The organism is Beutenbergia cavernae DSM 12333 (assembly GCF_000023105.1).
Classification (GTDB): Bacteria; Actinomycetota; Actinomycetes; order Actinomycetales; family Beutenbergiaceae; genus Beutenbergia; species Beutenbergia cavernae.
Window position 1 is genome coordinate 4,370,401 of the sequence record NC_012669.1, and the last position, 18,233, is coordinate 4,388,633.

Consider the following 18,233-nt stretch of genomic DNA (forward strand, 5'->3'; position numbering starts at 1 on the left):
TTCGTCGCTGAGGCCGAGGCGCCGCCGCACGGTATCGCGCCCGTGCCGACCTGCGCGGATGCCACATCGAGCATGCGCCCGCCTCGCGTCCGGCGTGCGGTTGACTGGGGGCGTGCCGTACGCCGAGACCGCCCCGGTTCCCGCCCTGACCTACCCGCCCGCCCGCCGCAGCGACGTCGTCGAGGAGCTGCACGGTATCTCCGTGGCAGACCCGTACCGCTGGCTCGAGGATCCGGACGCTCCGGAGACGACGGCGTTCGTCGCCGCCCAGAACGCGCTGAGCTCGCCGCTGCTCGACGCGCTGCCGGAGCGCCCCGTCTTCGCGGACCTCGTCTCGCGGATCCTGCACGCGCCCAGCGTCGGCCTGCCGCACGAACGCTCGGGTCGCACGTTCGCGTGGGTGAACGACGGGACCACCAACCAGGACGTGCTCGTGGTGTCCGACGACGGGGCACCGGAGGCCGATCTCGACTCGCGCGTCCTGCTCGACCCCAACGCGCTGGATGCCGAGGGCACGACGGCGGTGACGGGCTGGTCGGTGAGCCCGGACGGCGCGCTCCTGGCGTACGCGGCGGCCGAGGCGGGCTCGGACTGGCGCACGATCCGTGTGCTGGACGTGGCGACCGGCGCCGCGCTGCCGGACGAGATCGGCTGGACGAAGTGGGTCGAGCCGACCTGGCTGCCCGACTCCTCGGGCTTCCTGTACTGGGCTCACGACGCCCCGGCCGGTGCGACGTTCTCGGACGTCACCGAGGCCGGGTACCTGCGGCTGCACCGGCTGGGCGACGACCCTGGCGACGACGTCACGGTCTGGCACCGCCCGGACGCCCCGCGCCTGTTCGCCTACCCCGACGTCGCGGGCGAGTGGCTCGTGCTCCGGTACGCGGCCGGGTCGTCCGGGCCGAGCGACCTCGCGGTGCGGCGGCTCGTCCCCGGGCCGCGGGGCCTCGACGTGGCGGAGCAGGAGGTCGCTCTCACGTCCGATGCGCGGGCGCGGTGGTCGGTGCTCGGCGCGCGCGGGTCGCGGCTCGTGCTGCACACGGACGACGGCGCCCCGCGCCGCCGCATCGTCACCGTGGACCTGGCGCGGCTCGGGGAGGACGACGGCGGCCCGGTCGAGTTCGTGGAGCTCGTCGCCGAGGACGCCGACGCGGTGCTGCGTCCGGAGTCCGCGCTGGCGGCCGACGGCCTCGCGCTCGTGTACTCGCGCGACGCCACGCACCGCGTCGTGCTCGCGACGTTCGACCCGGCGGACGACGGCGCCGCGGCCCTTACCGTGACGGCGCACCGCCGCGCCGTCGACCTGGGCGGCGCCGTGACCGTGGCGGATCTCGACGTCGAGGAGGGCTCCGCCGTCGTCCACGTGCGCACGGCCAGCTTCACCGACGCGGGGACGAACCACCGCGTGGTCACGTCGCCGACGCCGAAGCACACCGTGCTGCCGACGCCGCCGGGGGCGTTCGACGTCGGTGACGTCTCGGTGACACGGCCTCGTGCGACGTCCGCCGACGGCACCGAGGTGCCGATGTTCCTGGTCCGGCGCACCGACCTGGCCGACGGCGAGCACGGCCCGCGGCCGACCCTGCTGTACGGCTACGGCGGCTTCCGCCTCGAGGCGAACCCGGAGTTCCGCGCGATCTTCGTCGCGTGGGTGGCGGCCGGCGGGACGCTCGCGGTGGCGACGCTGCGCGGCGGCGGGGAGTACGGCGAACAGTGGCACGACGCCGGGACGAAGGACCGCAAGCAGAACGTGTTCGACGACCTGTACGCGTGCGCCGAGACGCTCCTCGCCGACGGGATGGCGTCGGCGATCGCCGTGCACGGACGCTCGAACGGCGGCCTGCTCGTGGGCGCGGCCATGACGCAGCGGCCGGAGCTGTGGGCGGCGGCCCTGCCGACGGTCGGCGTGCTGGACATGCTGCGCTTCCACCGGTTCACGGTCGGCTGGGCGTGGCGCAGCGACTACGGCGACCCGGACGACGCCGCCGACTTCCCGGCCCTGCACGCCTACTCGCCGCTGCACCGCGTGCGGGACGACGTGGCGTACCCGCCGACGCTGATCTGCACCGGCGACCACGACGACCGCGTGGTCCCCGCGCACTCGCTGAAGTTCGGGGCGGAGCTGCAGCACACCGCCTCTCCGTCCTCGGGGCCGGTGCTGCTGCGCGTCGACACGCGTGCGGGCCACGGCATGGGCAAGCCGAAGGACGCGCAGGCCGCGGAGTTCGCCGACCAGCTCGCGTTCGCCGCGCACCACACGGGGTTGGTCCCCGAATCGTGACCGCCGGCGACCTCACCTGGCCGGTGCCCGACGGCGGCTGGCCGGCCTGGGTGCGGGACGTCCCGTACGACGCCGCCCGGCACCCGCTCGCCCAGACCGGGCCGATCGAGCGGGGCGCGAACTGCCAGCGGTACGCGTACGCCGTCGTCGGCCTCTTCGGGCTCGAGGTCCCCCCGCTGCGCTCGAGCGACCTGTGGGAGCGCGGGCCGCAGGTCGCCGCCGACGAGCTGGAGCCGCTGGACCTCGTGCTGGTGAACGGCTCCGCCGAGGCGTATGGCGCGCACGTCGGCGTCGTGCTCGGACCGGACGCCGTGCTGCACCTGTGCGCCGAGGTCGGCCGGCCCGCGGTGTGGGGCTGGGCGGACCTCGCCGCGCGCGAGCGCTACGCCGTCGTCCTCGGCGGAGTCCGCCCCGCGGGCGTCAGTCCTCCGCCGGACGGTGCGTGACGTAGACGAACTCGAGCCCGGGCCGGTCCGGGGCGTCGCGGACCTCGTCGACCACGAACCCGGCCGCCTCGAGCGACGCGTCGAGCAGCTCGCGCCCGCGGAACCACAGCGTCGAGGTCGAGCGCAGCTCGGCGCCGTCGGACGCGAAGCGGACCACACCCCGGAACGTGACGTAGGTCCCCGGACCGCGATCCTCCTCGACGTCCGTCCCGTCGTTCCAGGACTCCACCTCACCGACGCCGGGGACGTCGACGACGGCGTGCGTCGCCTCACGCGTCCAGCGGCGCCACGCCTCCTTCGCCGGGTCGCGCGTCTCGAACACGAACCGCCCGCCGGGGCGCAGCGCGGCGCGGACGCCGGCCAGCGTGGCAGCCCACTCCTCCTCGGTGAGGAAGACCTGCGCGACGTTGCCGGTCATCACCGCGAGGTCGACCTGCAGCGGCGGGAGCGTCGTCGCGTCGCCGTGGATCCAGGTCACCGCGTCCGCGTGGGGCTTGCCGCGGGCGACGTCCAGCGACGCCGCCGCAGGGTCGACGCCGACGACGTCGACCCCGCGCGCCGCGAGCATCGTCGCGAACGTGCCGGTGCCGCAGCCGACGTCGAGCACGGCGCGGGCGCCGAACTCCTCGACCATGGCCGCGTAGTGGTCGAGGTCGCTGCGGTCCGGATCGAGCGGGTCGTAGACCGCGGCCAGCCGGGGGTGCTCGAAGATGTTGTCTGGCATCGGGCTGACGCTAGGCCGGTACCCGCGGTCCGGTCACGCCTTTTGCTCGAGCGCACGCGTCGGCAGCGTCATCGCGCCGGCCTCACTTCAGGTGACCGCGGATCTCCCCGCCCGGGAACGTCGGTGTGTGGACGTTGATGTAGTAGTCGCGCGGGGACGCCTCGATCGCGGCGAGCAGCGCCGGGTCGGCGGTCACGCAGTCGGAGATCGACCAGGTGGTGCCGGTTCCGACGTCGAGCGGGACGACGATCGGCCCGGCGACCTTCCGCTCGCCGACGTGGATGTGCGCCGCGACGGCCGGGACCGAGAGGTTCCGGGCCGACATCGTGTAGCAGAGCTGGTCGCCCGAGATCTCGTAGGAGAAGAAGCCGTGGGCGCCCGTGTTCGAGCCCGTGGTCTCCTGGCCGACGTTCAGCGGGATCGCCGGGCTACCGGAGGCGGCCGCGGCCGGGACGAGAGCGGCGCAGAGGGCGGCACCGAGGACGACGGCGCCGAGACGGGTTCGTGTGGACGTGCGCATGGGAACGGATCCTCACTGATCGGTGGTTCCCTGCACCGGCTCCGAACCTACTCCTTGCGGTCGTCCTCGGCGAGCCTCGCGAGCATGGCGTTGTACTCCGCGAGCTGGGCGTCGCCGTCGCGGTCGGCGGCACGGTCGGTGCGGCGCGCGAGTCGCTCGTCGTCGCGCGACCAGGCGATCGCGATCGCGATGGCGAGCACGAGCGACGGGATCTCGCCGATCCCCCACGTGATCGCGCCGCCCTGCTGCTGGTCGGCGATCGCGTCGACCCCCCAGGGCAGCCCGAGCCCGCCGAAGTAGTCGGCGGCGATCAGCGCCGTCATGGTGGTGAGCGCGAGGCCGAAGAACGCGTGGAACGCCATCGTCGCGAAGAGCAGCAGGAGTCGGAACGGGTAGGCCGGGCGCTTCGGTCCGGGGTCGATCCCGATGAGCGCGTTGACGAACAGGTACCCGGCGAGCGAGAAGTGCACCACCATCGCGACGTGGCCGACGTGCGACGTCAGCGCCAGCTCGAACAGGCCCGTGAAGTAGAAGACGATCATCGACCCGGCGAAGTTCACGGCGGCGATGATCGGGTTCGAGAAGAACGCCGCCACTCGTGAGGAGACGAGCGCCAGGAGCCACTCGCGCGGCCCGCGGGAGCCGTCCGAGCGGGACGGCAGGGCGCGCAGCGCGAGCGTGACCGGCGCGCCGAGCACCAGGAAGATCGGCACGACCATCACGAGCATCATGTGCTGGACCATGTGCGCGCTGAACAGGATGTGGCCGTAGACCGCCGCGCCGCCGTTCGTCACCCACGCGAACAGGACGAGGCCCGCGAGCCAGGACACGGTGCGCGGCCACGACCAGGCGTCGCCCCGATGCCGCAGCCGCCACACCCAGCCGAGGTACACGCCGATCCCGGCGAGGGCCAGCAGGCCGAACAGCACGTCCGGCGAGAACTCGGTGAACCAACGCAGCGCCGTCGGCTCCGGCGGCACGGGGCGCCCGGTGATGAGCTCCGCGGGGCTGACGGCGCTCGGCGTCTGCGGGACCGGCGGCGCGCTGGACCCGAGCGCGACGGCGACGCCCATGACGGCGCCCATCACCACGACCTCGCCGGCCGCCAGCCGCCAGAACGCGGCCGTGCGCAGCGCGCTCGTGCCGGCGGCGGCGGACGCCCGCAAAGCCGGGATCGTGGACCGGCGGTGCCACCAGCCGGCGGCGCCGAGCACGACGAGCAGGGCCGCCTTGACGAGCACGAGCACGCCGTACCGGGTGGCGAGGCCGTCGAGCCCGCCGATCCGGATCCACGCGTTCACGACGCCGGAGATCGCCACGAGCGCGTACGCCCAGATCGCCAGCGCGGAGTACCGGGCGACGGCGTCGGGCAGGTCACGACCGGTGCGGTTCGCCGTGAGGCACAGGACGGCGAGCCCGCCGGCCCACAGCGTGACGCCGACGAGGTGGAGCCAGAGGGACGACACCGCCAGGTCGTGGCTCGCGGCCCCCGCGGCGTGCCCGGTCAGGGCAGTCGGGGCGAGGGCGGCGAGCGCGGCGACGCCCGTCCATGCGGCGCTGGTGTACCCGCCGACACCCACGGCGAGGACCGCCGTCACCCCGACCATCACGACGCCCACGAGACCCGAGCGGCCCGCCTCGATCTGCGTGACGTAGTAGCCGAGCTCCTCGCCGAAGTTCTCCCCGCCGAGCGGCCGCCCGGCCGTGTTGGCGTACGTGAAGACGAGCTGGACGACGGCGGCCAGCGTCCAGGCGACGGCCGCGCCCGCGGCGAGGGCCTGCGCCCGTCGCCACGCGGCGCCGTCGGGCGTCGGCGTTCTTCGGGACGTGCGCGGGAACACCGTGTGCGGTCTGGAGTCGTTCGTTGTGTGCGTTTCGCGCGGCCCGCCGGCACGCGGGAGGACGACGGCGCACATCACCAGGGCGCCGATCGTCAGGGCCGTCGTGAGCTGGACGACGGTGGTCACGACCGGCAGCCCCCAGCGCACGAGCGCGCCCGGGTCGGCGATGACCTCCGGCAGGGCGGCCCCGCTGAACGCGATGCCGAGGAGTCCGGCGACGACGGCCACCGGTACCGCGGCGATCGCGGCGCGGACGGCGAGCGCGGCGCCGCGGGACGGCTCGCCGTCGCCCGTCCGGCCCGGGAGATCGGGGCTCGACGGCGTCGCGCGGGCAGCCTGCGAGGTCACCCGATCAGGGTAGGTCGTCCGCGCCATGGGCCGACGCCGGCCGTGCGGTCGGCGGTTGACGCGTCGCAGCGGGCGGGAGTGGGGTGGGTTCGGGAGCGATGCGCTCCCGGATCGACCCCACTCCCGCCTACTCGACGAGCCCCCGGTTCGCCCGCGACCACGCCACGCGCGCCGCAAGCACGTCGAGGTGCCCGCCGCCGACCCACGTGACCTGCGGTTCGATCCCCCGCTCGGCGAGCGAGGCCGCATAGGCGATCGTCGCCTCCTGCCGGGCGATGACGGCGTCGACCAGGCCGTCCGTCGAGGTCAGCCCGTAGGCGCGCGCGAACACGGAGATCCGGCGCCGGCGGTCGGGCGGCGCCGCGAAGCCGTGCCAGCGCACGGCCTCGGCGTCGTCCCGGAACGGAGCGAAGTACTCGAGGGCGTACGCGACGTCGTCGAGCGGCGGCCCTGGATACGCGAGGTCCCAGTCGAACAGGCCGGTCGCCTCGCCGTCGGCCCACGTCATGTTCCACGGACCGGGGTCGCCGTGGCAGATGACGTGCGTCTGCCCGTCGGTCGACGCCGCGGGCGGGTGCGCCCACCCCGCTCCCGCCGGCGGCTGCCACCCGCGGCTCACGTCGTGGACCCGCCGGAGCAGCCGCGCGGCGGACGCCAGTCCACGCTCGCTCGCCTGGTGCGGCCAGCACGCCGGCCCCGCGTCGCCGGGCAGCAGGCGCACGGTCTCTACGTCGCCGTCGATGCCGAGCGGCTCCGGCACCCCCGCGATCCCGGAGGCACGCAGGTGCCGCAGCAGCGCGTGGACGGTCGGGGTCCACGCCTGCGCCGGGCGGTGCACGACGTCGCCGACGACGGCGACCCGCGGCGTCTCCGGTTCGCTCACCCGGCCAGTCCACCGTCCGGCGCCCGACAGCACCACCCCATTACCGCCAGTGCGGGGTGTGCGCGCGAGTGCGGGGTGTGCGCGCGAGTGCGGTGCGGCACGGCCCGCACTCGGACGCACGCACCGCACCCGGGACGCCGCACCCGGGAGCCCGGCTCCGGGACGGTCCGTGTCGAGGAACGCTCGGGTCACGGCAGGGTCACCGCCACGTGACCACCGGGTGAAGATCCCTCGCAGACCCCCGGCAGGGGACCTCTCCCCATGGCCGGACGGCGAAGGGTCAAGGTACGACTGGCATAATCGCCCAGTCCGTCCACGACCCGAGCGGGGCTCCATGACCACCAATCTCACGTCCGCGCAGGCCGCTCCGGCGCCGCACCTCGCGCCGACGACGAGCCCAATCTCCTACGACGACACCCAGCGCGCCAACGAGCTGCTCGGCAGCATCAGCCGCGTGTTCGACCAGCGCATCGTCGGCCAGCACGCCCTGCGCACCGCGCTCGTCACGTCGCTGCTCGCGAGCGGTCACGTGCTGCTCGAGTCGGTGCCGGGCCTGGCGAAGACGCTCTCCGCGCAGACGCTCGCCGCCTCCGTCGGCGGGAGCTTCCACCGCATCCAGTGCACGCCTGACCTCATGCCGAACGACATCATCGGCACCCAGATCTACAACTACGCGACCGGCGAGTTCTCCACGCAGCTCGGCCCCGTGCACGCGAACCTCGTGCTCCTCGACGAGATCAACCGGTCGAGCGCCAAGACGCAGTCCGCGATGCTCGAGGCGATGCAGGAGAAGCAGACGTCGATCGGCGGCGAGGTCTTCAAGCTCCCGAAGCCGTTCATGGTGCTGGCCACGCAGAACCCCATCGAGGAGGAGGGCACGTACGTCCTCCCCGAGGCGCAGATGGACCGCTTCCTCATGAAGGAGGTCCTCACCTACCCCGCGCCCGACGACGAGGTGGACATCCTGCAGCGGATGGCGTCCGGGGCTCTCACCGCGCCGCTCACCACCCAGCCGATCGCGCTCGCGGACGTCGAGTTCCTCCAGAAGCTCGTCGACAAGGTCTACGTCGACACGTCGATCAAGCAGTACATCGTCGCGATCATCAACACGACCCGCGGCGGCGGGCCGCGGCCCCTGCCCGGCCTCAACCAGCACGTCCGGGTCGGCGCCTCGCCGCGTGGCTCGATCGCGCTCATGCGGGTCGCGCAGGCGCTCGCCCTCCAGAGCGGCCGCTCCTACGTGGTGCCCGACGACGTCAAGGCGCTCCGCCACGCCGTCCTCCGGCATCGCATCGTCCGCACGTACGACGCGCTCGCGAACAACGTGCCGCCGGAGTCCCTCATCGACGCCGTGTTCGCCGCCGTCCCGAGCCCCTAGGCCCGCCCATGGCAGCCGTCCCCCCATCCGGAGGCTCGGCGCGGTCCTCCACCGCGCACTCCCGCCTGGCTCAGGTCCGGGCGCGCCTCGACCTGCCCACCGTCCGCAAGGCGGCGGGCCTCCTCGAGGGACGGCACCGCTCGATCTACTCCGGCCACGGCCAGGACTTCGACGAGATGGCGCTGTACGTGCCCGGCGACGACGTCGGCGACATCGACTGGAAGGCGTCCGCCAGCAACGGCATCCCCGTGATCCGGCGCTTCCAGCGGGAGTCGAACCTCGCGATGGTGCTCGCGGTCGACACCGGCCGGAACATGGCGGCCCTCGCGCCGGGCGGCGGCACGAAGGCCGACGTCGTCAGGTTCGCCGCCGACGTCATCGCGTACCTCGCGCGGGGCCGCGGCGACCTGCTCGCACTGGTCGCGGGCGACGACGAGCGCATCGTCCAGATCCCCGCCCGCGGCGGCACCGAGCACATGGAGATGTTGCTGCGCCGCATCGACGCGATGCTCGAGCTCGCCGCCCCGCCGTCGAACATCGGGCACGTGCTCGACCGTGTGCTCACCTGGTTCTCCCGACGCAGCCTCGTCGTCGTCATCACCGACGAGGCCCGGCCCGGTCTCGAGAACGAGCTCGCCCTCAAGCGGCTGCGCACGCGCCACGAGGTGATGATCATCCAGATCGCCGATGCGCTCCCCACGGACTTCGGGGACGAGGCGGTCGACGACGTCGACGTGCCCCTCGACGTGCCCGAGTTCCTGCGTGCCCGCAAGGACCTCGCGGCCGAGGCGCGCGACCTCGCCGAGCGACGCCGGGCCGACGTCGCCGCGATGCTGCGCCGTCACGGCGTGCAGGCCGTCACCGTGCGCACCGAGGAGGACCTCGTCAACTCGCTCATCCGCCTGCTCAGGAGGCAGAAGCGTGCCGGGCGCTGACCTCGGCGCGGAGCGCGGCCTGACGGCCCCCCTCCTCGCGATCCCCGCGGACCCGGTCCCGCCGAGCCAGTACTCCTGGTGGGTGTGGACGATCGGGCTGGTCCTGCTCGCGCTCATCGCCGCCTGGTACGTGTTCGTGTTCCGGTCCACACGCCCGCGGCCCGCCGACGGCGAAGAGGGCCGGCGCGGGCACGACCCGTACGAGGCCCTCCGGGCCGAGTACCTCGCCGAGGTCGAGGAGGCGTACGAGCGGTACCAGGGCGGGACCTCCGACCTGCGCGGCCTCCACCTGGACTACAACCACATCATGCGGCAGTTCGCGTCGGAGCGGGTCGGCGTCGACGCCAGCTCGCTCACCGTGACCGAGCTCGGCCGGCTCGAGCACAGCGACTCCCTCGTCGCGCTGCTGGAGGACTACCAGGAGCCGGCGTTCGCGACGTCGTCGGACGCCCAGGCCCTCACCGCCACCGAGCAGGCCCGGGAGGTGATCCGCACATGGTGACCATGCACCCCTGGGCGATCTGGGCGACGATCGGCGTCATCGTGGTGGCCGGCGTCGTCGGCTACCTCACGCGCCGCGGACCCCGCTCGCAGGACTCGGTGCGGTGGGTGGCGAACGCGGGCTACCTCACGCAGCTCGCCTCGTACCGGAGCCGCCTGTCGCTCTACCGGATCGGGCTCGCCGTCGTCGGCGCCGTGCTGCTCGTGGGCACCGTCGCCGCCGGGGCCGCCCTCGCGCGCCCCATCGACCGTCAGGTCCGCAACGACGAGCTCGCCACGCGCGACATCGTGCTCTGCCTCGACGTCTCGGGCTCGATGGTCGAGTACGACACGCAGATCATCGACACGTACCTGCAGCTGCTCGACTCCTTCGAGGGGGAGCGCATCGCGCTGTCGATCTGGAACTCGACGTCCCGCACGGTCTTCCCGCTCACCGACGACTACACGCTCGTCCGGGAGGAGCTCGAGACGGCCCGCGCCGCGCTCGACTTCGACGTCGACTCGCTCGACGACTGGTCCTACGACCAGGAGGCCCTCGACCGGCTGCTCGCGTTCATCGCGGGCACCGAGGGCGGCGACGGCGAGTCGTCGTCGCTGGTCGGCGACGGTCTCGCGAGCTGCGGCCTGCTGTTCGACGAGTCGGAGACCGACCGGTCCCGCTCGATCATCCTCGCCACCGACAACGAGGTGTTCGGCGAACCGGTCTACACGCTGCCCGAGGCGGGCGACTTCGTGACCGAGCGCGGGATCACGATCTTCGGGATCTACGCCGGCGCCGTGACGTCGACGAGTGCGGCCCAGGAGAAGGAGTACCAGGACGTGGTCGCCGCGAACGGCGGCCTGTTCTTCACGAGCGACGACCCCGCCGCCGTCGACGGCATCATCGACAGCATCTCCAACCAGCAGGCGGTCGACCTCGACGCGACGCCGGAGGTCGTGATCTCCGACAGACCGGAGGCCATGTTCGCCGTGCTCGCGGTCTCCTCGGCCGCCTTCGTGCTGCTCGTCTGGAGGCTCCGCTCATGACCCTCCGGATGCTCTGGCCCCTCTGGGTCATCGTGATCGTGTTCGGCCCGCTGCTCGCCCTGACGATCTGGCAGGCGGTGCGCCACACCGGCGGACGCCGTCGCGACTGGTTCCGCCGCGCGGGCATCGTGGCCGGCGTCGTCGTCATCGGGCTCTGCCCGGCCGTCCCGGACCGGCAGGGGCAGACCCTGCAGTCGAACGCGGAGCTGTTCTTCGTCGTCGACCGCACCGGCTCCATGGCCGCCGAGGACTGGAACGGCGGGGCGCCGCGGCTCGACGGCGTCCGGAACGACCTCGTGGCCCTCACCGAGGCGATGGCCGGGGCGCGCTACTCGATCATCGGGTGGGACTCCCAGGCCACGCGCCAGCTGCCGCTGACGACCGACGCGCGGGCGGTGCGCTCGTGGGCCGACACGCTGCGCCAGGAGGTGTCCGCGTACTCCGCCGGCACCGCCGTCGACCGACCGCTCGAGGCGCTGCGCGACGCCCTGGAGGGCGCCGCCGAGCGCAACCCGGGCAACGTCCGGCTCGTCTTCTTCCTGTCCGACGGCGAGAACACGAACGGCGACGACTCCGCGGCGGGCGAGATGGCGTCGTACGAGGAGCTCGCGCCGCTGGTCGACGGCGGTGCGGTGCTCGGCTACGGCACGTCCGAGGGTGGCCGGATGCGCATGTACGACGGCACCGACGCGACGGGCGCGGGCACCGACGCCCCCTTCATCACCGACCCCACCCAGTCGGGTTCGCCTGACGCGATCTCCCGCATCGACGAGACGACGCTCCGCACGATCGCCGAGCAGCTCGGCGTGGAGTACTCGCACCGCATCGAGCCCAGCTCCGTCGACTCCCTCGTGTCGGGCATCGACGTGCAGGACATCGCGAGCGACGGACGGCGCGAGGTCACCACGTACACGGACGTGTACTGGCCGGCGGCGCTCGTCGTCGCGCTGCTGCTCGCGTGGGAGGCGTGGTCCATCGGCCGCTCCGTGCCTGCGGCGACCCGCGGCGACGACGACGGTCGCCGTGCTCGCGCGCGCGCCAGGTCACGGGAACGTGCGGCGGCGCAGTCGCGGACCGGCGCCGGGGCGAACGGGGCTCCGGCCCTGCCGCCGCTGCCCGGCGCGACCGCACCGCTCGACCCGGCGGGTGGCTCGGCACAGCAACCGATCGGCGCCGGACGAGGGGGGAACGGCTGATGCCCACGTTGCAGGACCTGCCCACCCCGGGCACGTACCAGACCACGCAACAGATCCGCGATGCACGGCTCGCGCGCAAGCTCGCGGAGCGCCGTCGTCGGATGCTGCTCTGGTCCGCGCCGTTCGTGCTGCTCGCGTTCCTCGCCGCCCTCAAGCTCCTCTCGGGCGTGGTCATCACGTGGGCGGGGATGCAGGCGCACGAGCAGGGGTCGTACTCGACGGCCGCGTCGCGGTTTTCCTCGCAGCAGTGGCTGAACGTCGTGGAGCCGTTCCGGGCGTTCTACAACGAGGGCACGGCGCTGTACGCGAGCGGGGCGTTCTTCGCGGCGTCGCAGGAGCTCGAGGAGGCACTCGAGCTCGTGCCGACGAACGCCGAGGAGCCGACGCCGGCCGAGTGCGACGTGCGGACCAACCTGTCGCTCTCGTACGAGGGTCTCGGCGACGAGGCCGCCGCAGCGAGCGACCCCGCGATGTCGCAGACGTACTACCAGCAGGCCCGCGACACGCTCGCCTCGTGCTCCAACTCCGACGCGCAGGACGCGTCCGAGCGCCAGGAGGAGAAGCAGGAGGAGCAGCAACAGCAGCAGGAGGAGCAGGAGGGCGGGGAGGGCGACCCGTCGGAGAACCCCTCGCAGGACCCCTCCTCCGACCCGTCGTCCGATCCGTCGTCGGACCCGTCACAGGACCCCTCATCAGACCCGTCGCAGGACCCGTCGTCGGACCCCTCCGAGGGTGAGAGCGGCGGGGAGTCGGAGTCGCCGTCGCCGTCCCCGTCACCGGGCGACCCGCAGCAGGAGGAGCTCGAGGAGCGCAACCGCGAGGCGGAGCAGCAGCGCCAGGAGGAGGAGCAGCAGCAGGGCGGCGGCTCGGGCGGCGGCCAGGGCTGGTAGCCCCCGGTCGCGAGAGGACGTCTGACCCTCCGCGAGAGGAAGGGCCGATCACGGACTCGGCGAGGGCGTCTGCCTAGGCAGGCTCCGACGTCCGTCCTCCGCCAGCGGGAGGCTGCCGGGACGAGAGTTCGACCTGATGCTCGGCTGCCCACTCGGCGAGATGGGCCAAGGGGCCGCTGGCGAATGACGCTCCCAACGCGGTGAGTTCGTAGAGGGCCGTGTCTCGTCGCGATTCGCTCGAAGCCCTGGTCACCAGGCCGTGCGAGGTCAGACGTCGGAGGGACTCGGTCAGCACCTTGTCGCTCGCGCCCGAGATGCGACCCAGGAGAACGCTGCGTCGGGTCGGTCCCATGCGCAGAGCGGAGACGACGACCGGGTCCCAGGTGTGGTTGATGAGCTCGACCGCGGCTCGGACGTGGCAGTCCGAGACGAAGACCTCACAGCCGTCCTTGTTCACCAGCCCACCCTAGGGATCTCGTCCCTACCACGTGGTAGGGATCGGCTTCCTAGCGTGTTCGTGACACCTCACGAGGCGAAGGAGAACACCGTGAAGATCGGAATTCTGGGAACGGGGAACCTCGCGGTCACGCTGGGCCAGGCGTGGGCGCGTGCCGCTCACTCGATCATCCTCACTGGTCGAAACGCTGACCGCGTGAAGGCTGCCGCGGAGCAGGTGGGCGCGACCGCGATGCCGGTGGAGCCAGACCGGTTCGCCGAGCAGGCGGATGTTGTCGTGGTTGCGATCGCCTGGGACGGGCTGGAGCACGCGTTGAGGCTCGTCGGTGGGCCCGATGGGACGCTGGCAGGGAAGACAGTCATCGACTGCACCAACCCCGTCGACTTCGCGACCGGGCGCGTGCTTCCGGAGACCGACTCGGCGGCCGAGCTCGTCGCCGGCGTCGCGGCCGGCGCCCACGTGGTCAAGGCCCTGCATCTGTTCGCCGGTGCATCGTGGCCCTTCGTCGGCGAGGCTGGAACGTCACCCGTCGTCGCCATCTGCGGCGACGACGGCGAAGCGCTCAGCCAGACTGCCTCGCTGATCGCGGACCTCGGCGCGCGAACCGCGGTGCTCGGTGGGCTGGCCGCTGCTCGGCAGGCCGAGGAGGCCGCCGGCTTCGTGATGCGGGTTGTCGCCGCAGGCGCGAACCCCCGCTTCGCAGTCCCGGACGTCGACCCGGCCCTTCTTGGCACTGGACCCGCGGACCGGTGACCCTGGCACCGAATCCGGCCATCCGGCGCTACAGAGTGTCGTCGGGGAACCATGTGAAGCCGCCCGTCGCGCGACGGCGTCCGCCGCTCCGCGGGCGTCAGCCCCAGACGAGGCCGCGCGCCGGGTCCTCGAGCACACGGGCGACGTCGGCCAGCACCCGCGAGCCGAGCTCGCCGTCGACGAGCCGGTGGTCGAACGACAGCGCGAGCTGCGTCACCCAGCGCACGGCGAGCTCGCCGTCGTGCACCCAGGGCCGCTGCTCGATGGCGCCCAGCGCGAGGATCGCGGACTCGCCCGGGTTGAGGATCGGCGTCCCGGCGTCGATCCCGAACACGCCGATGTTCGTGATGGTCGCCGTGCCGTCGCTCATCCCGACCGGCGTGGTCTTCCCCTCGCGGGCGGTCTGGGTGAGCGCCGCGATCTCGCCGGCGAGCTCGTGGAGCGTCAGCCGGTGGGCGTCCTTGATGTTGGGCACGACCAGCCCGCGCCGCGTCGCCGCCGCGATCCCGAGGTTGATGTAGTGCTTGTAGACGATCTCCTGGGTCTCGTCGTCCCAGGACGCGCTGATCTCCGGGTGCCGCCGGATCGCGAGGATCAGCGCCTTCGCCGTGATGAGCAGCGGTGTGACCCGCACGTCCTCGAACTCGCGGTCCGAGCGCAGCTGGGCGACGAGCTCCATCGTGCGGCTCACGTCGACGGTCCGGAACACCGTCACGTGCGGCGCGGTGAACGCGGAGGCGACCATCGCCTCCGCCGTCCGGCGCCGTACTGACCGCACCGGGACGCGGGTCTGGCGGCCGTCGTCGGACACGGAGCCGTCCGCGAGCCACGGCTTGTCGTCGCCGGGGTAGGTCGCGAGCTGACGCGGCTCGTTGCCCTGCGACCGCGCCAGCACGTCGCCGCGCGTGACGATGCCGCCCGGTCCGGACGGCGTCACGGTCGTCAGGTCGATGCCGAGGTCCTTCGCGAGCTTGCGGACCGGCGGCTTCGCGAGCACCAGATGCGTGGATGACGACGGCGTCGCGGCGGACGCAGGAGGCGTCACCACGGCTGGGGGTCGGGTCGGTGCGCCGCCCACGGCGGGGACGGCACGCAGGCCGGGCGTCGGCCGCGCGTCCGAGCCGGCCGCCGGGCCGCCGGACGCCGCACCCGACGCCGCGGTCGCCGTCGTCCGTCCCGATGCCGCGGTCGCCGTCGTCCCTCCCGACGCCGCACCGCCCGTCGTGCGCGGACGCCGCGCGGAGGCGGCCGGGCGTGTGCCGTACCCGACGAGCACGTCGCCGCTCCCCTCCGACGACGCCTCGGACCCCTCGGATGCCGCCGATGCCGCAGGCGCAGCCGCCGAGGCGTCGGCCGGCGCGGGATCCGCGGCGTCCGCGGGGCCGGCGGGGTCCACGTCCACGACGACGATGGGAGTGCCGACGTCGACCGTCTGCCCGGGCTCGACGAGCAGCCGCGTCACGACGCCGTCCCACGGGCACGGCAGCTCGACGAGGGACTTCGCCGTCTCGATCTCGACGATCGTCTGGTTGACGGAGACCGTGTCCCCGACGGCGACGTGCCAGGTGACGATGTCGGCCTCCGTGAGGCCCTCGCCGACGTCGGGAAGGGCGAACTGCTGGAACTTCGGCACGGGGGAACCCTTCAGAACGCGAGGCTGCGGTCGACGGCGTCGAGCACCCGGTCGAGCGACGGCAGGTACTCGGCCTCGACGGCGGACACGGGATACGGCGTGTGGAAGCCGCCGACGCGCAGCACCGGCGCCTGGAGCGCGTAGAAGCAGCGCTCCGAGATGCGGGCGGCGATCTCGGCGCCGGAGCCGAAGAAGGTCGGGGCCTCGTGGACGACGACGAGGCGCCCGGTCCGCTCGACCGAGGCCGTGATGGCCGCGAAGTCGATCGGCGAGACCGAGCGCAGGTCGAGGACCTCGACGCTGTGCCCCTCGTCGGCGGCGACCTCGGCCGCCGTCAGCGCCACGTGCACCGACGGGCCGTACGCCGCGATCGTCACGTCCGTGCCGGGGCGGGCCACGCGTGCCCGGTGGAGCGCGTCGAGGCCCGACGTCGACAGGTCGACGTCAGCCGACGTGTCGACCTCGGCCTTGTCCCAGTACCGCGACTTGGGCTCGAGGAAGATCACCGGGTCCGGTGACGCGATGGCCTGCTGGATCATCGTGTACGCGTCGCCGGCGGTCGCGGGCGAGACGATCCTCAGGCCCGCGGTGTGCGCGAACAGTGCTTCCGGCGACTCGCTGTGGTGCTCGACGGCGCCGATGTGGCCGCCGTACGGGATGCGGATGACGACGGGCATCTGCAGGCTGCCGCCGGAGCGGTACGTGAGCTTCGCGAGCTGCGTCGTGATCTGGTCGTACGCCGGGAACACGAACCCGTCGAACTGGATCTCGCAGACCGGGCGGTACCCGGCGAGGGCGAGCCCGATCGCCGTGCCGACGATGCCGGACTCGGCGAGCGGCGTGTCGATGACGCGCTGCTCGCCGAAGTCCCGCTGCAGGCCGTCCGTCACCCGGAACACGCCCCCGAGGCGGCCGATGTCCTCGCCCATGAGCAGCACACGGTCGTCGCGCTCCATCGCCCGCCGCAGCCCGGCGTTGATCGCGCGCGCCATCGGCAGCCGCTCGAGCGTCGCCGCGCCCGCGTGCCGTGCCGCGCCCGCGGCGAGCGGCGCCGTCGTCCCGTTCGTCTCAGCGGTCGTCGTCATCGGGCCACCTCCACGCCGGCCTGCTCGAAGCTCTCGGCGTACTGCTGGTACCAGGCACGCTCCTCCGCCACGAGGGGGTGGTCGGCGGTGTAGACGTGCTCGAACATCGTGGGCGCCGCGGGCTTCTCCAGCGCCCGGCAGTAGGCGCGCACGTCGGCGGCGTACGCCTCGGCCTCGGCGTCGACCTCGGCGAAGAAGGCCTCGTCCGCCCGGCCCTCGGCCTCCAGCAGCGCCCGGAGGCGCGAGATCGGGTCGCGCCCGCGCCAGCGCTCCTCCTCGGCCTGCTCGCGGTAGCGGGTCGGGTCGTCCGAGGTCGTGTGCGCGCCCATCCGGTACGTCACGGCCTCGATGAACGTCGGCCCACCTCCGCTGTGGGCACGTTCGAGCGCCTCGGCGGTGACGGCGTACGAGGCGAGGACGTCGTTGCCGTCGACGCGCACGCTCGGGATGCCGAACCCGCCACCGCGCTGCACGAGCGGCACGCGCGTCTGGACCGAGGACGGTGCCGAGATCGCCCACTGGTTGTTCTGGCAGAAGAAGACGACCGGCGCGTTCGCCGTCGCGGCGAACACGAGCGCCTCGTTGACGTCGCCCTGCGCGGTGGCGCCGTCGCCGAAGTAGGCGACGACGGCGCGGTCACGGCCGGCGTCGCCGGTGCCGACGTCGCCGTCGCGCTGGATCCCCATCGCGTATCCGGCGGCGTGCAGGGCGTGGGCACCGATCACGAGCGTGGCGAGGTGGTAGTTGTGCTCGGCCGGATCCCAGCCGCCGTGGTCGATGCCGCGGTACAGACGGAGGATCCGGCGCAGGTCCACGCCCTTGGTGTGCGCGACTCCGTGCTCGCGGTAGGACGGGAAGACGTAGTCCTGGGCGGCCAGTGCGCGGCCGGAGCCGATCTGCGCGCCCTCCTGCCCGAGGCTCGGCGGCCAGAGGCCGAGCTCGCCCTGACGCTGCAGGGACGTGGCCTCGCTGTCGAACGCCCGCACGAGCACCATGTCGCGGTACATGCCGCGCAGGTCCTCGTCGGTGAGGTGCGCGATCCGCTCGGCGTACGCGGCGTTCTCGACCCGTCGACCCTCGGCGTCGAGCAGGCGGACCGTCTCGTCGGTGTCGCGAGCCTCGTCGTCGCCGACGACGGCGTGGGCCTGGTCGGTCGGTTCGGCGGGCGCCTGCGTGGGGTGCGGTCGGTGCTGGGGGCTGGTGCTGGCGATCGGGAGGCCGGTGCCGGTCACGCGCTCTCCTCGGGACGGGGATGGAGTTCGTCGGTTCCGCCCGGCTTCGGCCTTGTGGGCACCGGGCGGAACCTACGCTTGGGTAGGTTACGCGACCGTAGGTA

At 73.2% G+C, this 18,233-nt stretch carries 17 protein-coding genes; 9 read left to right on the top strand and 8 right to left on the bottom strand.

Annotation, left to right across the window (positions count from 1 at the left end; translation table 11 throughout):
• Window positions 1-112: 112 nt before the first annotated feature.
• Together BCAV_RS19895 and BCAV_RS19900 are read left to right on the top strand one after the other, a co-directional pair.
• Window positions 113-2,281, top strand: a complete 2,169-nt coding sequence (locus tag BCAV_RS19895; RefSeq protein WP_050761770.1) for a prolyl oligopeptidase family serine peptidase — start codon at window positions 113-115, stop codon at window positions 2,279-2,281.
• Window positions 2,278-2,727, top strand: a complete 450-nt coding sequence (locus tag BCAV_RS19900) for a C40 family peptidase (RefSeq protein ID WP_015884430.1) — start codon at window positions 2,278-2,280, stop codon at window positions 2,725-2,727. The genes BCAV_RS19895 and BCAV_RS19900 overlap by 4 nt, the downstream gene beginning before the upstream one ends.
• On the opposite strand, the gene BCAV_RS19905 is transcribed toward BCAV_RS19900, so the two are convergent.
• The 4 genes from BCAV_RS19905 to BCAV_RS19920 all read right to left on the bottom strand — a co-directional run bounded on the left by BCAV_RS19905 (window position 2,702) and on the right by BCAV_RS19920 (window position 7,043).
• The gene (locus BCAV_RS19905; RefSeq protein ID WP_015884431.1) at window positions 2,702-3,451 is read right to left on the bottom strand and encodes a class I SAM-dependent methyltransferase; all 750 of its coding nucleotides are present in this window, start codon (window positions 3,449-3,451) and stop codon (window positions 2,702-2,704) included. The genes BCAV_RS19900 and BCAV_RS19905 overlap by 26 nt on opposite strands.
• Before the next feature lie 82 nt (window positions 3,452-3,533).
• The gene (locus BCAV_RS19910) at window positions 3,534-3,971 is read right to left on the bottom strand and encodes a CHRD domain-containing protein (protein WP_015884432.1); all 438 of its coding nucleotides are present in this window, start codon (window positions 3,969-3,971) and stop codon (window positions 3,534-3,536) included.
• Window positions 3,972-4,018: 47 nt separating this feature from the next.
• A complete protein-coding gene (locus BCAV_RS19915; protein ID WP_245528897.1) occupies window positions 4,019-6,160 on the bottom strand; it encodes a bifunctional copper resistance protein CopD/cytochrome c oxidase assembly protein in 2,142 nt (713 codons plus the stop codon).
• Between the two features lie 127 nt (window positions 6,161-6,287).
• Window positions 6,288-7,043 carry an aminoglycoside phosphotransferase family protein gene (locus tag BCAV_RS19920; RefSeq protein WP_015884434.1) on the bottom strand — a complete coding sequence of 252 codons (756 nt, stop codon included), beginning with the start codon at window positions 7,041-7,043 and terminating at the stop codon, window positions 6,288-6,290.
• 334 nt (window positions 7,044-7,377) lie between these two features.
• On the opposite strand from BCAV_RS19920, the gene BCAV_RS19925 reads away from it, so the two are divergent.
• Genes BCAV_RS19925 through BCAV_RS19950 form a run of 6 tightly spaced genes read left to right on the top strand, consistent with a single transcriptional unit; the run spans window position 7,378 to window position 12,969 of the window.
• Window positions 7,378-8,421 carry an AAA family ATPase gene (locus tag BCAV_RS19925; RefSeq protein ID WP_015884435.1) on the top strand — a complete coding sequence of 348 codons (1,044 nt, stop codon included), beginning with the start codon at window positions 7,378-7,380 and terminating at the stop codon, window positions 8,419-8,421.
• Between the two features lie 8 nt (window positions 8,422-8,429).
• Window positions 8,430-9,356 (top strand): DUF58 domain-containing protein, encoded by a 927-nt coding sequence (locus tag BCAV_RS19930; protein ID WP_015884436.1) that lies wholly within the window; start codon window positions 8,430-8,432, stop codon window positions 9,354-9,356.
• Entirely contained in the window at window positions 9,343-9,858 is a 516-nt protein-coding gene (locus BCAV_RS19935; RefSeq protein ID WP_015884437.1) for a hypothetical protein, read from the top strand. The genes BCAV_RS19930 and BCAV_RS19935 overlap by 14 nt, the downstream gene beginning before the upstream one ends.
• Complete coding sequence (locus tag BCAV_RS19940) at window positions 9,852-10,883, top strand: vWA domain-containing protein (RefSeq protein WP_015884438.1); 1,032 nt, start codon at window positions 9,852-9,854, stop codon at window positions 10,881-10,883. The genes BCAV_RS19935 and BCAV_RS19940 overlap by 7 nt, the downstream gene beginning before the upstream one ends.
• Complete coding sequence (locus tag BCAV_RS19945; protein WP_015884439.1) at window positions 10,880-12,079, top strand: vWA domain-containing protein; 1,200 nt, start codon at window positions 10,880-10,882, stop codon at window positions 12,077-12,079. The genes BCAV_RS19940 and BCAV_RS19945 overlap by 4 nt, the downstream gene beginning before the upstream one ends.
• Window positions 12,079-12,969 (top strand): hypothetical protein, encoded by an 891-nt coding sequence (locus BCAV_RS19950; RefSeq protein WP_015884440.1) that lies wholly within the window; start codon window positions 12,079-12,081, stop codon window positions 12,967-12,969. The genes BCAV_RS19945 and BCAV_RS19950 overlap by 1 nt, the downstream gene beginning before the upstream one ends.
• Window positions 12,970-13,042: 73 nt before the next feature.
• Here BCAV_RS19950 and BCAV_RS19955 read toward each other — a convergent pair whose 3' ends face one another.
• Window positions 13,043-13,426: a winged helix-turn-helix transcriptional regulator gene (locus tag BCAV_RS19955; protein WP_015884441.1), complete on the bottom strand. Its 384-nt coding sequence runs from the start codon at window positions 13,424-13,426 to the stop codon at window positions 13,043-13,045.
• Window positions 13,427-13,480: 54 nt separating this feature from the next.
• Between BCAV_RS19955 and BCAV_RS19960 the strand changes: the two genes are divergently transcribed.
• Window positions 13,481-14,179 (top strand): NADPH-dependent F420 reductase, encoded by a 699-nt coding sequence (locus BCAV_RS19960; protein WP_222836659.1) that lies wholly within the window; start codon window positions 13,481-13,483, stop codon window positions 14,177-14,179.
• A gap of 97 nt (window positions 14,180-14,276) precedes the next feature.
• On the opposite strand, the gene BCAV_RS19965 is transcribed toward BCAV_RS19960, so the two are convergent.
• From BCAV_RS19965 to pdhA, 3 genes are read right to left on the bottom strand one after another with little or no spacing between them, the layout of a single operon-like run.
• Window positions 14,277-15,812: a dihydrolipoamide acetyltransferase family protein gene (locus tag BCAV_RS19965; RefSeq protein ID WP_015884443.1), complete on the bottom strand. Its 1,536-nt coding sequence runs from the start codon at window positions 15,810-15,812 to the stop codon at window positions 14,277-14,279.
• A gap of 11 nt (window positions 15,813-15,823) precedes the next feature.
• On the bottom strand, window positions 15,824-16,897 hold the full coding sequence (locus BCAV_RS19970) for an alpha-ketoacid dehydrogenase subunit beta (protein ID WP_015884444.1): 1,074 nt from the start codon (window positions 16,895-16,897) through the stop codon (window positions 15,824-15,826).
• Window positions 16,894-18,129 carry a pyruvate dehydrogenase (acetyl-transferring) E1 component subunit alpha gene (gene pdhA / locus BCAV_RS19975; RefSeq protein WP_015884445.1) on the bottom strand — a complete coding sequence of 412 codons (1,236 nt, stop codon included), beginning with the start codon at window positions 18,127-18,129 and terminating at the stop codon, window positions 16,894-16,896. Before pdhA ends, BCAV_RS19970 begins: the two co-directional genes overlap by 4 nt.
• Window positions 18,130-18,233 lie beyond the last annotated feature (104 nt).

What these genes read in the sequence shown, in the direction of transcription:
- BCAV_RS19905 (WP_015884431.1), bottom strand. Translation starts at nt 3,451, where the DNA reads ATGCCAGACAACATCTTCGAGCACCCCCGGCTGGCCGCGGTCTACGAC.
- BCAV_RS19910 (WP_015884432.1), bottom strand. Translation starts at nt 3,971, where the DNA reads ATGCGCACGTCCACACGAACCCGTCTCGGCGCCGTCGTCCTCGGTGCC.
- BCAV_RS19925 (WP_015884435.1), top strand. Translation starts at nt 7,378, where the DNA reads ATGACCACCAATCTCACGTCCGCGCAGGCCGCTCCGGCGCCGCACCTC.
- BCAV_RS19930 (WP_015884436.1), top strand. Translation starts at nt 8,430, where the DNA reads ATGGCAGCCGTCCCCCCATCCGGAGGCTCGGCGCGGTCCTCCACCGCG.
- BCAV_RS19940 (WP_015884438.1), top strand. Translation starts at nt 9,852, where the DNA reads ATGGTGACCATGCACCCCTGGGCGATCTGGGCGACGATCGGCGTCATC.
- BCAV_RS19945 (WP_015884439.1), top strand. Translation starts at nt 10,880, where the DNA reads ATGACCCTCCGGATGCTCTGGCCCCTCTGGGTCATCGTGATCGTGTTC.
- BCAV_RS19950 (WP_015884440.1), top strand. Translation starts at nt 12,079, where the DNA reads ATGCCCACGTTGCAGGACCTGCCCACCCCGGGCACGTACCAGACCACG.
- BCAV_RS19970 (WP_015884444.1), bottom strand. Translation starts at nt 16,897, where the DNA reads ATGACGACGACCGCTGAGACGAACGGGACGACGGCGCCGCTCGCCGCG.